The sequence below is a fragment of the Acinetobacter sp. YH12027 genome (genome assembly GCF_013420085.1).
GTDB lineage: Bacteria > Pseudomonadota > Gammaproteobacteria > Pseudomonadales > Moraxellaceae > Acinetobacter > Acinetobacter amyesii.
In genome coordinates, this window is sequence record NZ_VOYW01000012.1 from 1 (window position 1) to 13,576 (window position 13,576).

The 13,576-nt window shown below is 42.1% G+C and carries 9 protein-coding genes and 1 rRNA gene; 8 read left to right on the top strand and 2 right to left on the bottom strand.

What is annotated here, in order from left to right; genetic code table 11:
- The 6 genes from rrf to FTT94_RS05525 all read left to right on the top strand — a co-directional run.
- Positions 1-105, top strand: a 5S ribosomal RNA gene (rrf, locus tag FTT94_RS05500); the annotation flags it as partial.
- 625 nt (positions 106-730) lie between these two features.
- Complete coding sequence (locus FTT94_RS05505; protein WP_168379762.1) at positions 731-2,104, top strand: MFS transporter; 1,374 nt, start codon at positions 731-733, stop codon at positions 2,102-2,104.
- A gap of 361 nt (positions 2,105-2,465) precedes the next feature.
- On the top strand, positions 2,466-3,911 hold the full coding sequence (locus FTT94_RS05510) for an aldehyde dehydrogenase family protein (protein ID WP_180170365.1): 1,446 nt from the start codon (positions 2,466-2,468) through the stop codon (positions 3,909-3,911).
- Positions 3,912-4,028: 117 nt separating this feature from the next.
- Positions 4,029-4,559, top strand: a complete 531-nt coding sequence (locus FTT94_RS05515; RefSeq protein WP_373683080.1) for a DUF1287 domain-containing protein — start codon at positions 4,029-4,031, stop codon at positions 4,557-4,559.
- Positions 4,560-4,926: 367 nt separating this feature from the next.
- A complete protein-coding gene (locus FTT94_RS05520; RefSeq protein WP_180005360.1) occupies positions 4,927-6,411 on the top strand; it encodes a sodium-dependent transporter in 1,485 nt (494 codons plus the stop codon).
- Between the two features lies 1 nt (position 6,412).
- A complete protein-coding gene (locus FTT94_RS05525; RefSeq protein ID WP_180005359.1) occupies positions 6,413-6,523 on the top strand; it encodes a methionine/alanine import family NSS transporter small subunit in 111 nt (36 codons plus the stop codon).
- Between the two features lie 82 nt (positions 6,524-6,605).
- Here the strand turns inward: FTT94_RS05525 and rsmB are convergent, their stop codons facing one another.
- The gene (rsmB, locus tag FTT94_RS05530) at positions 6,606-7,913 is read right to left on the bottom strand and encodes a 16S rRNA (cytosine(967)-C(5))-methyltransferase RsmB (protein ID WP_180170366.1); all 1,308 of its coding nucleotides are present in this window, start codon (positions 7,911-7,913) and stop codon (positions 6,606-6,608) included.
- On the bottom strand, positions 7,913-8,872 hold the full coding sequence (gene fmt, locus FTT94_RS05535) for a methionyl-tRNA formyltransferase (protein ID WP_180135686.1): 960 nt from the start codon (positions 8,870-8,872) through the stop codon (positions 7,913-7,915). The genes rsmB and fmt overlap by 1 nt, the downstream gene beginning before the upstream one ends.
- Positions 8,873-9,309: 437 nt before the next feature.
- On the opposite strand from fmt, the gene ilvD (FTT94_RS05540) reads away from it, so the two are divergent.
- On the top strand, positions 9,310-11,139 hold the full coding sequence (gene ilvD / locus FTT94_RS05540; protein ID WP_111885144.1) for a dihydroxy-acid dehydratase: 1,830 nt from the start codon (positions 9,310-9,312) through the stop codon (positions 11,137-11,139).
- 686 nt (positions 11,140-11,825) lie between these two features.
- Positions 11,826-13,511: a dihydroxy-acid dehydratase gene (ilvD, locus tag FTT94_RS05545; protein WP_180170367.1), complete on the top strand. Its 1,686-nt coding sequence runs from the start codon at positions 11,826-11,828 to the stop codon at positions 13,509-13,511.
- The last annotated feature ends 65 nt before the right edge of the window (positions 13,512-13,576 follow it).

Sequence of the window (13,576 nt, forward strand, 5' to 3'; positions counted from 1 at the left end):
ATAGCAAGAGTGAACCACCTGATCCCTTCCCGAACTCAGAAGTGAAACCTCTTAGCGCTGATGGTAGTGTGGGGTTACCCATGTGAGAGTAAGTCATCGCCAGCTCATTATTCGAAACACCCCCTGACTAGTGCAGGGGGTGTTTTTTTATGTGTGGAGAAAAGGGGAAAAGAAGATAAGCAGAAGCATAAAACAGGGAGATGATAAAAATATTGATAGATTGTGGCTTGAATTATTTAAACATGGATGATTATTAGACAATAAACGCATTTAAAAATCATCAATTGAAGGAATTCTCAGCTTAAAAATGTCGGAAAACCTGAATGTAAGTCAGCTAAAACAACAGTTTAAATGCCTAATTATCGACTTAAGTGATGGCTGATGACTTATGATTTAGAAATCTACGACTTAGATCGTAGAACTGCGATTTTTTTCTATAAAATTTGAGTTTTATTCTGACAATTTTCATATCAAATAATCTATCGTCTGATTGTGGTTTAGCTTCTAATAACACATTGATAATTAATCATTATTAAAACTAGACCCGCAGTCCATCGATTTTTTTATGTATAAATATTTCAAAAATATCTAAGTTTTTATGACATTTTATTCCCAAACAACATGGATATATCTGAAAGGTATGGGTCTATACCTTTGTAATTTTGGACAATTTACAGTCAAAAACGGCATTGTAGCGAAAAATAAAACTCACAATTGGAGGTGAGGTTCAATGTCTACAAGCACAATGAATGTGAATAGCGTTGTCGATAACGCTAAGTTCACAAAATCGCATTTTAGCATCATGATGTGGTGTCTAATTCTTATTTTATTTGATGGTTACGACTTAGCGATCAATGGTGTTGCGCTGCCTTTATTGATGAAAGATTGGGGATTAACAGCTGTTCAGGCAGGTATGCTAGCGAGTACAGCACTTGCAGGGATGATGTTTGGTGCCATGATGTTTGGTACTTTGGCTGATAGGATTGGCCGTAAAAAAGTTATCATGATTTGTGTATTTTTATTCAGTACATTCACATTTTTAGGCGGTTTTGCATCAAATCCAACGGAATTTGGCGCGTTACGTTTTATTGCTGGACTTGGCATTGGTGGGGTATTACCGAACCTTGTGGCATTGACATCTGAATATGCACCTAAGCATCTACGCAGTACTTTAGTGACCACTATGTTCAGTGGTTATGCAATGGGTGGCATCATGGCGGCTCTCTTTGGTTCATGGTTTACTGCGGATTATGGCTGGCAAATCATGTTCTTCATTGCGGGTATTCCACTGTTACTGTTGCCATTTGCTTGGAAATTTTTACCTGAATCGCTCACATTTTTGGTGAAGGTGAATCGTCATGATGAAGCACGTCGTATGATTCAAACCATTGCACCTGAACAAACCGTGACTGCAAATACTCAACTGGAACTGACTGAAGTTGCGGTTCCGGGTGGAACATCTGTTAAAGCGTTGTATAAGCAAGGTCGTGGCGTAAGTACGATGTTGTTTTGGCTGTGTTTCTTTATGTGTCTATTAACGCTTTATGCATTAGGCAGTTGGTTACCAAAACTAATGATGGCCGCAGGTTATTCATTAGGTAGCAGTTTGACCTTCCTATTGGCGATGAATATTGGTGCCGTAATTGGTACGATTGGCGGCGGTATTTTAGCGGACAAATTCCACTTAAAACCGGTGATCATTACATTATGTCTTGCAGGTGCTGTGGCACTATCTTTACTCGGCTTTAATTCACCACAGCCTGTGATCTATCTTTTGGTTGCTGTCGCAGGTGCATCGGCAATTGGTTCGCAAATCTTGCTGTATAGCTATGTTGCACAGTACTATCCGTTGTCTGTACGTTCGACAGGTATTGGATGGGCATCTGCAGTCGGTCGTACAGGTGCGATTGTTGGCCCTATTCTGATAGGCTATTTATTATCACAAGAATTGCCACATCAAATTAATTTTATGGCTGTGGGAATTCCAGTAGTCATCGCAGCGATTGCAGTGTTCTTTATTCGCAAAGCGCAAACGGATGAAGAGGTTGCCGCTTTAGAAAATGTGAATAAGACTTCAGTGAAAACACAGCGTTCGTATAGCTAAAACATAGATTTAAAAAGCCCGTCATTTGATGGGCTTTTTTTATGTTGTACTCATAATTCTTATCATTGAATTTAGGTTGAATGATTTATTAAAAAATTGATAAATAATGAGATTTAATATTTTAAATAGCTTTTCTAATTTAATTTCATCGTTATATAGAGACTCGATCATACGGTTTTCAGTGCAAGCAGAGATCTGAAAATAGGGGATGAAGTTCAGGGCGTATAAGTAATCAAGTTTGAGGCTTGTGGTTCATTTTGTTACTTAAATATAGTGAACTCTGTGCTCAGTCAGCGCATGATAGAGGGCATAGATTTATTCACATTTATCAATAATGTCTCAAGATCATGGAAATATCGTCATGTCCAAAGCCGTACAAGATATAAAAGACTATCCGCTCTATGTTGCAGGTAAAGCATTGACTACCGATCAGTGGTTAGAAGTGGATCAAAAATATACCCAAGACGTATATGCACGCGTTGCACTCGCAGATGCTGCAACCATTGAAAAAGCCATTGATTCAGCGGTTAAATCTAGCGCTGCAATGGCGGCATTGGAACCTTTTCAAAAACAAAAAATCTTACTGCACTGTGTTAAACGTTTTAATGAAATGCGTGCAGAATTGACTGAAATTTTAATTGCGGAAGGTGGAAAACCGTGTAAAGCCGCAGCTGCTGAAGTTGAACGTTTAATTAATACCTTTCAAATTGCTGCCGATGCTGTCACACAGATGGATGATGGTCGCATGATCCCATTGGCGGTTACTGCAGCGGCATCTGGCTATCAAGGCATGGTCAAACATGTGCCGATAGGCCCTGTATCCTTGATCAGCCCGTTTAATTTTCCGATCAATCTGACTGCGCATAAAATTGCACCTGCCATTGCCGCAGGCTGTCCATTTGTTTTGAAGCCTGCAAGTTTGACGCCTATTTCAGCTTTAAAAATTGCGGAAGTTTTGGCAGAAACGGATTTACCTAAAGGTGCTTTTTCAGTTTTACCTTGTCCACGTGAACATGCAGATGTCTTGGTAACAGATGACCGATTTAAACTGCTCAGCTTTACCGGTTCCGATGTTGTCGGCTGGGATATGAAAGCGCGTGCGGGGCGTAAAAAAGTGACTTTGGAACTCGGTGGCAACGCTGCTGTATTGGTTGAGCCTGATACTGAAATTTCAGCGGCATTTATTGAACGCTTAGTCGGTGGGGCGTATAACCATGCAGGGCAGGTGTGTATTAGTGTTCAACGCATCTTGGTGCATGCCGATATCTATGCCGATGTGAAGAAAAAACTCGTGGCGAGAATGAAGCAGCTTAAAGCGGATGATCCACAGTTGGAAAGCACCATGGTCGGTCCAATGATTAAGGAAGCAGAAGCAACACGCGTGCATAAATGGGTCGATAAAGCAGTCAAAAAAGGAGCTAAAGCTTTGGTTCGTGGTGAACATCAGGGGGCTTTGCTCGATCCAATTTTATTAGAAAATGTCGATAAATCGCTAGAAGTGTATAAAGATGAAATCTTTGGCCCTGTAGCGATTTTAGAGAAATACAAAAACTTTGAAAAAGGTATCGCCAAAATTAATAGCAGCCGTTTTGGTTTACAGGCGGGCATCTATACGCAAAATTTGAATAAAATGTTGTATGCGTGGAATCACTTAGAGGTCGGTGGAGTGATTATTAATGACATTCCATCTTTCCGTGTTGATAACATGCCATATGGTGGCGTAAAAGATTCTGGCTTAGGTCGTGAAGGGATTCAGTCTGCCATTCGAGATATGCAAGAAGAACGCGTATTGGCGATAAAACTGTAGCAGTTTAAACTTGGGCTTGGTTCAGTATGGATCTGTTCGAAGCCCAGTTTTTGAATCATTTCAAAAAATCTAAAGTGAATAAGAAAAATGAAACGAATTTTATTATTGGTCAGTTTGATGACCGTGAATATGGCTGTCTTTGCCTTTAACGCCACTCAAATGGTGACGGATGCACGCAGTCAAATTGGGAAAACCTTATATTATGATCCTGCGTATACTGCACTGCGTTATCCAATGGGAGATGTCCCTTTAATCAAGGGTGTTTGTACCGACGTGGTAATTCGTGCATTACGACAGCAAGGGATTGATTTACAAAAAGCCATTCATGAAGATATGAAAGCCAATTTTAAGCAGTATCCACAAAAATGGGGCTTAAAAAGTACTGATAAAAATATTGATCATCGGCGTGTTCCCAATATTCAAACTTGGATGCAACGTCAGGGCTTTGTTGTCAAAGATAAGCAGTATTTGGCAGGAGATATTGTCACTTGGGACTTAGGACGTGGTTTAGTGCATATCGGCGTGGTTTCAGATCGTAAAATGAAAGGTAGCGGGGTTCCGCTGATCATCCATAATATAGGAGAGGGCACACAGGAAGAAGATCTTTTGCATGCCTATCAAATTACCGGACATTATCGAGTGAAATAACTTTAAAAATTTAATTGGAAATAAAATATTCCTAAAAGTTATATTATTAATAACTTAAATTGTATGAAAAATAAGCTGATTAAATGAACATTTAAGCCTAAACACATTATAAAAATGGAATATTTGCCGTAGAAATTACAGAAAAACTTAAAAAAAGTGAGTATTGTTAATTCATACAAAGGGAAAGTTATTTGTGGTGTTTTTAACCAAAATGCGCATGTGATTTTTCTGTTTGCAATTTGGTATAGACGCTCACAAGGTATCTCACCAGATCAAACACCCAGAATTTTATTTTTATGGTTCTTTTTTTGCTCGCGATATAACCATAACAAGCAGCAGTTAAAGATGCCTGAGGTTTAGGTGTTCTATGTCAGATAATCGTGAAATCTGGTCGGCACGATCAGGATTTATCATTGCCGCTATTGGTTCCGCTGTAGGTTTGGGAAACATTTGGCGTTTCCCTTACGTGGCGTATGAAAATGGTGGCGGTGCATTTTTAATTCCCTATTTAATTGCAATTTTTGCAGCGGGTTTGCCTTTATTGTTCTTAGATTATGCAGTGGGGCATAAATTCCGAAAAGCACCGCCAACTGCATATAAAAAACTTATGAACAGTGAGGCATTAGGCTGGTGGCAAGTGATGGTGACACTCATCATCGGGATCTACTATGCCAGCGTATTGTCATGGGCCGGTAGTTACATGTATTACGCCATTGGACAACAATGGGGCTCAGATACGGAAAGCTTTTTCTTTAAAACCTATCTACAAAATGGTGATGGCTTAACATTTGGTTTTGTTCCGACTTTATTTGTTGGTTTAGTCATTGTTTGGGCTGTGGTGATGTTCATTCTCTATGGCGGTGTACGTCGTGGTGTAGAACTTGCCAATAAAATTTTTATGCCGTTATTGATCGTGTTATTTAGCATTTTAGTCATTCAAGCATTGCGTCTACCGGGTGCGGCAGAAGGCTTAAATGCATTCTTTACGCCAAACTGGGAAGCGATGACCGACTATAAAGTATGGTTAGCAGCCTTTGGTCATATCTTCTTCTCGTTATCGATTGGTTTCGGGATCATGTTGACCTATGCGTCTTACTTAAAAGCAAAAACCAACTTAACCGGTTCAGGTGTAGTCGTTGCATTAGCCAACTCATCATTTGAAATCTTAGCGGGTATTGGCGTCTTTGCAGCACTTGGTTTCATGGCACAAAGTTCAGGTGTACCTGTAAAAGAAGTAGTATCTGGTGGTATTGGTTTAGCCTTTATTGCCTTCCCGAAAATCATTTCGAGTATGGGGGCAGGCGGTGATTTGTTTGGCTTCTTGTTCTTTGCTTCGTTGGTGGTTGCAGGGATTACCTCTATGGTGAGTATCTTGCAAGTGCCAATTGCAGCGTTTCAAGACAAATTGGGTTGGTCAAAAAATAAAGCTGTAACGATTGTTGCGGGCGGTTCAGCAATCGTATCTACACTTTTATTCTCTACACAAAGTGCCATTACTTTTGTTGATATCATTGACTACTTTGCCAATAACATTGGGATCGTGGGTGGTGGTTTACTCTCTATTATTTTGGTGTCGTGGTTCCATCGTCCATTGATGAAACAATTACAAGAGCATGCAAATCAATACTCAAGTATCAAGTTGGGTCAAGGTTGGAATTTCTTATTGACCGTGATCACCCCAATTTCATTATTGGTTGCACTTGTATTGACGATTAAGGCTGTCGCAACTGAAGGTTATGGCGGTTATCCTGCAACGACACTTTGGTTGGTGGGTGGTTCGGTATTGGCCTTCTTTGTATTGGGTTCTGTTCTATTAAGCTTGTGTAAAGACAAAGGTCCAGAGGAGAATTAATATGAATACATCTGCAATGATCATGATGATTTTATCAATTGTTTTGCTATGGGGTGGTTTACTTTTAGCGACGATTCATTTGGTGAAAAATCCTGACGAAGCTGAAGATTAAATTTAGAATGACGAAAAAAATGCCCGATGAAATCATCGGGCATTTTTTATGATTGTTTACATCTAAAAAGGTGTTTATTGATTTAGGCCGTTTTTACTATACGGCAATAATAGAAACCATCACCATAACCGACTTTTGGGAAAAGTTGACGGCCATGGATCTGTTCCATACCCCAGTCTGCCTCAATTTTGACTTCTTGAGCATCTGCATGATTAGCAAAAAACTCAACTATTTGCTGTTCATTTTCAGCTTTTAAAATCGAGCAAGTGATGTAAAGCAAGGTGCCGCCGACTTTAAGCTGCTTCCACATGTTTTCCAAAATTTGCTTTTGTAACACTACCGTTTTCGCAATGTCGCCCGATTGACGTAGTAAACGAATGTCAGGATGACGACGCATTACACCCACAGCGGTACATGGCGCATCGAGCACGATGCAATCAGCAAGTTCAGGAGCAGTATAGGTGACGGCATCGGCAGTTTGGATTTCGACATGTTTACCATCGAGATCCAAACGATCAAGGTTTTCAACCACACGTTTCAGACGTTTCTCATCTTGGTCGAGTGCGATGAGTTTCTTTGGTTGGAAGGTCTCTAAAATGTGTGCTGTTTTACCACCCGGCGCAGCACAAGCATCAATCACAAATTTACCGTCAAGATTTGGCAATAGTGTTGCGCAAAGCTGAGCATGTTCATCTTGTACCGAAAAACCACCTGCTTCAAAGCCCGGCAGGCTTGGAATGTGTAGGCTTTCGTCCATCACAATGCCGACATCAGACAGTTCACAGCGATGCGCATCGATACCTTCATCTTCCAAAATATCGAGGTATTCGTCACGGCTGACCTGACGTGTATTGACACGCAAAGTCAGTGGCGCAATTTGTTTAAGCTCATAACTGAGTTCATCAAATTGTTCACCCCAGTCTTTTTTCAGACGTTTGGTTAACCAACTTGGTAAATTGGTCGCTTGTTCAAGTACATCGTAGAACTGTTCTGTTTCACGTGTTGCGCGGCGCAAAATCGCGTTGATTAAGCCACTTAGACTGCCCATACCCAATTGTTTTGCAGCTTCCACCGTTTCAGAAATTGCAGCGTGAGCCGCGACACGGGTACACAACAATTGATACAAACCAAGGTATAAACAGGTTTCAACCACTTGGTTATCTACAGGTTTAGACAGTAATGGTAAAGTCAGTTGTTTCAATGCGTACCATTGACGTAAACAACCAAGCACCAATTCATGGAATAACGCACGGTCTTTATCTGACACGATATTCATTTGCTGCGCGAGTACCGATTGCAGCGATTGACCATTTTGGACAGCCAATAACGTCTTCACTACCTGAGCACGTAAATTAAGGTCTCGGGTCGAGGCGTTGGGAGATTGCTTCATTATAAAATTTGTCCAATAGTCAATTTTTGGGTTTGTAAAATTTGTACAGGGTTGAGTGGTTTAGCACCTGGCCATTGTAAAGAGGTCAAAATAATCACGCTGCCATTGGCACAGGCAACGTGTATGCCTTTTTTGTCGATGGCAATGATTTCACCTGCTTGAGCGTTCGGTGCAGACACAGCAGAAAGTTCAGAATGCCAAACACGTAAGTTGTTTTGTTCATCCAACTGAATAAATGCTACCGGCCACGGATTAAAGGCGCGAATGTTACGATCAATTTGTACAGCATCGATGGACCAATCAATTTTTGCTTCAGCTTTTGATAGCTTATGTGCATAAACTGTTAATGCTTCGTCTTGAACTTCACGGCTGTCTAAATATTGCTGCAATGTTTGTTCAGTGTCTAAAACGGCAGTAATTGCAGTTGCACCTTGCTCTGCAAGTTTGTCATGCAAAGTTGCAGAGGTATCCGTTGCTTCAATCGGGCAGATGGTTTTATACATCATGTCGCCAGTATCTAGTCCGGCTGCCATTTTCATAATGGTGACACCTGTTTCAATATCACCTGTTGCGATGGCACGTTGAATCGGTGCTGCACCACGCCAACGTGGCAGCAATGAACCATGAATATTCAGACAGCCATATTTCGGGGTATCTAGCACCACTTGCGGCAAGATCAAACCATAGGCTGCAACCACCATAACATCGGCATTTAAGGCCTTTAATTCCGCTTGTGCGGCTAAACCTTCTTCAGTCGATGATTTGAAATGAAGGGGTTGGTAAACAGGAATATGGTGCTCTAAAGCCAATTGCTTTACGGCAGAAGCTGTGAGTTTTTGTCCACGTCCAGCTTTGCGGTCAGGTTGAGTGTATACCGCAACAATTTCATGTTGTGTGTTGAGCAAAGCAGCTAGTGCTGTTGCGGCAAATTCTGGCGTACCGGCAAAGATGATTTTCAAAATGAATGAACCGAATCTGTGTTGAATATGTGGATTATAGCAAATGATTAATGCGTAATTTAGAACATTAGAAATTGATTTTTGCAACTTTGAAGCTGTCCAAGCTCAATGATTTCATAACCCAAAATCGCAAATTTGCAATTTTTAAATAAATTATATTTATATAAAATTTAAAAATTATTCATGAAAGTTTTGTATTGTGCAGCCTTTGATGGCGGTATAGTAGATTTCAGTTAAAAGATTTTTGTCGTCAAATCACTCGGTTTTATTTATAGACCCATCTGCCCAAATCTCAGCTTAAAAAGCCATCTTTAAAAACAATGGCTTGGTGTATGATAGGTTTAAAATTCGACTGATTTTACATCATTGTCAGTATGATTTAGCCAGAGTGAATCTGCAGGGTTCATTTCAAGCTCAAACTTTGTTGGAAATATAAAATGCCTGACTATCGTTCAAAAACATCGACACACGGAAGAAATATGGCGGGTGCGCGCGGCTTATGGCGTGCAACTGGTATGAAAGATGAAGACTTCGGTAAACCAATTATTGCTGTCGTGAACTCATTTACCCAATTTGTACCGGGTCACGTTCATCTTAAAGACCTTGGTCAACTTGTGGCGCGTCAAATTGAGCAAGCAGGCGGTGTTGCTAAAGAATTTAACACCATCGCAGTCGATGACGGTATTGCGATGGGCCATGACGGCATGCTGTATTCATTGCCTTCACGTGACTTGATTGCAGACTCAGTAGAATACATGGTGAGCGCGCACTGTGCTGACGCAATGGTCTGTATTTCAAACTGTGACAAAATCACCCCAGGGATGTTGATGGCGGCAATGCGCTTGAACATTCCAGTGGTATTTGTTTCTGGCGGCCCAATGGAAGCGGGTAAAGTCAAAATCCGCGGCAATGACAAAGCGATCGACTTGATTGATGCCATGATTGTGGCTGCAGATGACAACTATACTGATGAAGAAGTAGCAGAATACGAACGCTCTGCATGCCCAACTTGTGGTTCATGCTCAGGTATGTTCACCGCAAACTCAATGAACTGCTTAACAGAAGCATTGGGCCTGTCTTTACCGGGTAACGGTTCTACACTGGCAACACATGCAAACCGTAAAAAATTATTCGAACGCGCAGGCTCTTTAATTGTTGAATTGGCTAAACGTCATTATGAACAAGATGATTACAGCGTATTGCCACGTGAAATGGTGACCAAAGCCTCGTATGAAAATGCCATGACTTTAGACATCGCGATGGGTGGTTCAACCAATACCGTTCTACACTTGTTGGCGGCTGCCAATGAAGCGGGTGTTGATTTCACGATGGATGACATTGACCGTTTATCTCGCAAAGTGCCTGTTCTATGTAAAGTTGCACCTGCGAAAAACGACGTACATATGGAAGATGTACACCGTGCTGGCGGTATCATGTCCATTCTCGGTGAATTAGACCGTGCAGGCTTATTGGACACATCTGTAGGTACTGTTCACGAAGCAAGCTTAAAAGATGCTTTAGATAAATGGGACATTATCCGTACTGAAAATGAAGACGTTTACCAATTCTTCCGTTCAGCGCCGGGCGGTGTACCAACGCAAACTGCATTCTCACAAGATCGATATTACCAACGACTAGATGGTGACCGTGAAAATGGCGTGATCCGTAATGCTGAACATGCGTTCTCGAAAGACGGTGGCTTAGCTGTGCTTTACGGCAACATTGCGCTCGATGGTTGTATCGTAAAAACTGCGGGTGTAGATGATTCAATCTTGAAATTCAACGGTACTGCACGTGTGTTTGAAAGCCAAGATTCAGCAGTAGAGGCGATCTTGGGCAATGAAATCAAAGCCGGTGATGTGGTTGTGATTCGCTATGAAGGCCCACGTGGTGGTCCGGGTATGCAAGAAATGTTGTACCCAACCAGCTACTTAAAATCGAAAGGTCTAGGCAAAGAATGTGCATTATTGACTGACGGTCGTTTCTCGGGCGGTTCGTCAGGCCTGTCTATTGGTCACGTTTCACCTGAAGCAGCAGAAGGTGGTGCAATTGGTTTAGTGGAAGATGGCGATTTAATCGAAATTGATATTCCAAACCGTACCATCAACCTTGCTGTTGATGAAGCAACCATGGCCGCTCGCCGTGCAGCGCAAGAAGCCAAAGGTTGGCATCCAGTTGAAGAGCGTCCACGCAAAATTTCGAAAGCATTGAAAGCGTATGCAATGCATACCACGAGTGCGGCGAAAGGCGCAGTACGTGAAATCTAAACTTTAGATGTTTAATTAAAAAGCACTCCACATGGGGTGCTTTTTTAATTTACATCTACATAACTTGCATTGGATACGAGGAAATGTCATCCGCAACTGTCTGAGGTAAACGGTAATTTAAAAGTGAATGTTTCTGCGATCATTTTTTTAGTTGCAAACAGTTGCCGAGTTTTGCGGATGACAAATGGTTTTGGTTACTTTTGCCGAAACAAAAGTAACATACGAGCTCCGAAAATTAGCTTTTATAGAGGTAAGACTCCGCTGTAATCAGCTTTTAAATGAAATAATGGGACAATAATTCTAAGTTATAGATTTCTTAATCTGATTAAAAATAATGTTTCTTGAAGCAAATAAATAAAATTTAATAATTAGTGGATGTCATTAAAATTCTAAAAAGACAGCCTCGAATAGTAGCTATAATTTATATGGCTTTGTGTAGGCAATCCCTTACTTTTGAAAGATCAAAAGTAACAAAAATCTTTTGTTCTCCTGATATGGCATCCCTGCCATACAGGAAAACAGCGACATCCATGTCGTTTTGTCATGTGATTGAATGGTATTGCATGCGCTAAAAATCTTTTTTGTTGAGATGTAATTTCTTTTACATGCCGAGCGCTTTCTATACAATAAATTTAAAAGAACCCGCCAAAGCTGAAGCCAAAATCAGCCATCGCCAAGGAACAACAATGAGTAAAAATAATATCCGCGAACATTCTGCTCCTGTTTATGAAGGCATAGAGAATGCGCCTGCACGTTCCATGATGCGTGCCACGGGCTTCCAAGATGCAGACTTTAAACGCCCATTTATTGGTATTGCTTCGACTTGGGCCAATGTCACGCCGTGTAATATGCATATTGATGGCTTGGCGCGTGAAGCTGAAAGTGGGGTGAATGCTGCAGGCGGGAAAGGCATTATTTTCAATACCATCACCATTTCTGACGGCATTTCCAACGGTACAGAAGGCATGAAGTATTCATTGCTATCGCGGGAAATCATTGCCGATTCCATTGAAGCTGTGGTGGGCTGTCAGGCCTATGATGGCGTAATTGCCATAGGCGGCTGCGACAAGAACATGCCGGGCTGCATTATGGGTTTGGCGCGCTTAAACCGTCCGGGCCTATTTATTTATGGCGGCACCATTAAACCTGGAGTAGGGCATACCGACATGATCTCGGTATTTGAAGCAGTTGGTCAGCACGCCAAAGGCGAAATCAATGAAATTCAGGTGAAGCAGATTGAAGAAGTCGCGCTGCCGGGGCCAGGTTCGTGCGGCGGCATGTATACGGCCAATTCAATGGCCTCAGCGATTGAAGCACTGGGCATGAGTCTGCCGGGATCTTCAGCACAGGAAGCGGTCTCCGCGGATAAAATTGCCGACTGCCAGCGTGCAGGTGAAGCCGTAATGAACCTGCTGCGTCTCGATATTAAGCCGCGCGACATTATGACCAAAGCTGCTTTTGAAAACTCGATTAAAGTGCTAATTGCCTTAGGTGGGTCAACCAATGGTGTGCTGCATTTGATTGCCATGGCGCATACCGCAGGTGTGGAACTCTCTTTGGATGATTTTGTACGTATTGGCAAAGATATTCCTGTGGTGGCCGATGTGCGCCCATCGGGTAAATATTTAATGTCGGAACTGATTGCCATTGGCGGTATTCAGCCGCTGATGAAGCGCATGCTGGATGCAGGTATGCTCGATGGTTCTTGCCTGACGGTCACTGGCAAAACTTTGGCGGAAAACTTAGCCAAGGTAGAGGATTATCCTGAAGGTCAGCAAATTATTCTGCCGTTTGATGCACCGATCAAAAAGGATTCGCACTTAGTAGTGCTCAAAGGCAATTTATCACCGACAGGTGCTGTGGCTAAAATTACCGGTAAAGAAGGGCTATATTTTGAAGGGCCTGCGCGGGTATTTGAGGGAGAGCAGGGCGCCATGCGCGGTATTTTAGATGGCGAAGTACAAGAAGGTGAAGTGGTGGTGATCCGCGGTGTTGGGCCGAAAGGCGGGCCGGGTATGCCGGAAATGTTAAAACCGACTTCAGCGATTATTGGTAAAGGTCTAGGCCAATCTGTTGCACTGTTGACTGATGGGCGTTTCTCGGGCGGCAGCCATGGTTTTGTGATTGGGCATGTGACACCAGAAGCCTATGAAGGAGGCCCAATTGGCTTGGTTAAAAACGGCGATAAAATATCAATTAACGCTGAAACCCGTGAAATGACTTGGCATGTGGCTGAGGATGAAATTGCTGCACGTCGTGCGGCCTGGGTCAAACCGAAACCGAATTATACCCATGGCGCTTTGGCTAAATTTGCCAAGTTGACCTCTGGTGCGGAAAAAGGTGCGGTGACTGACCTAAATCTAGACGTCTAATCCATTGTTAAACATTGAACATTCAGCCCTGACTTGATATAAGTTTTGCACAAGGCTTATATCTC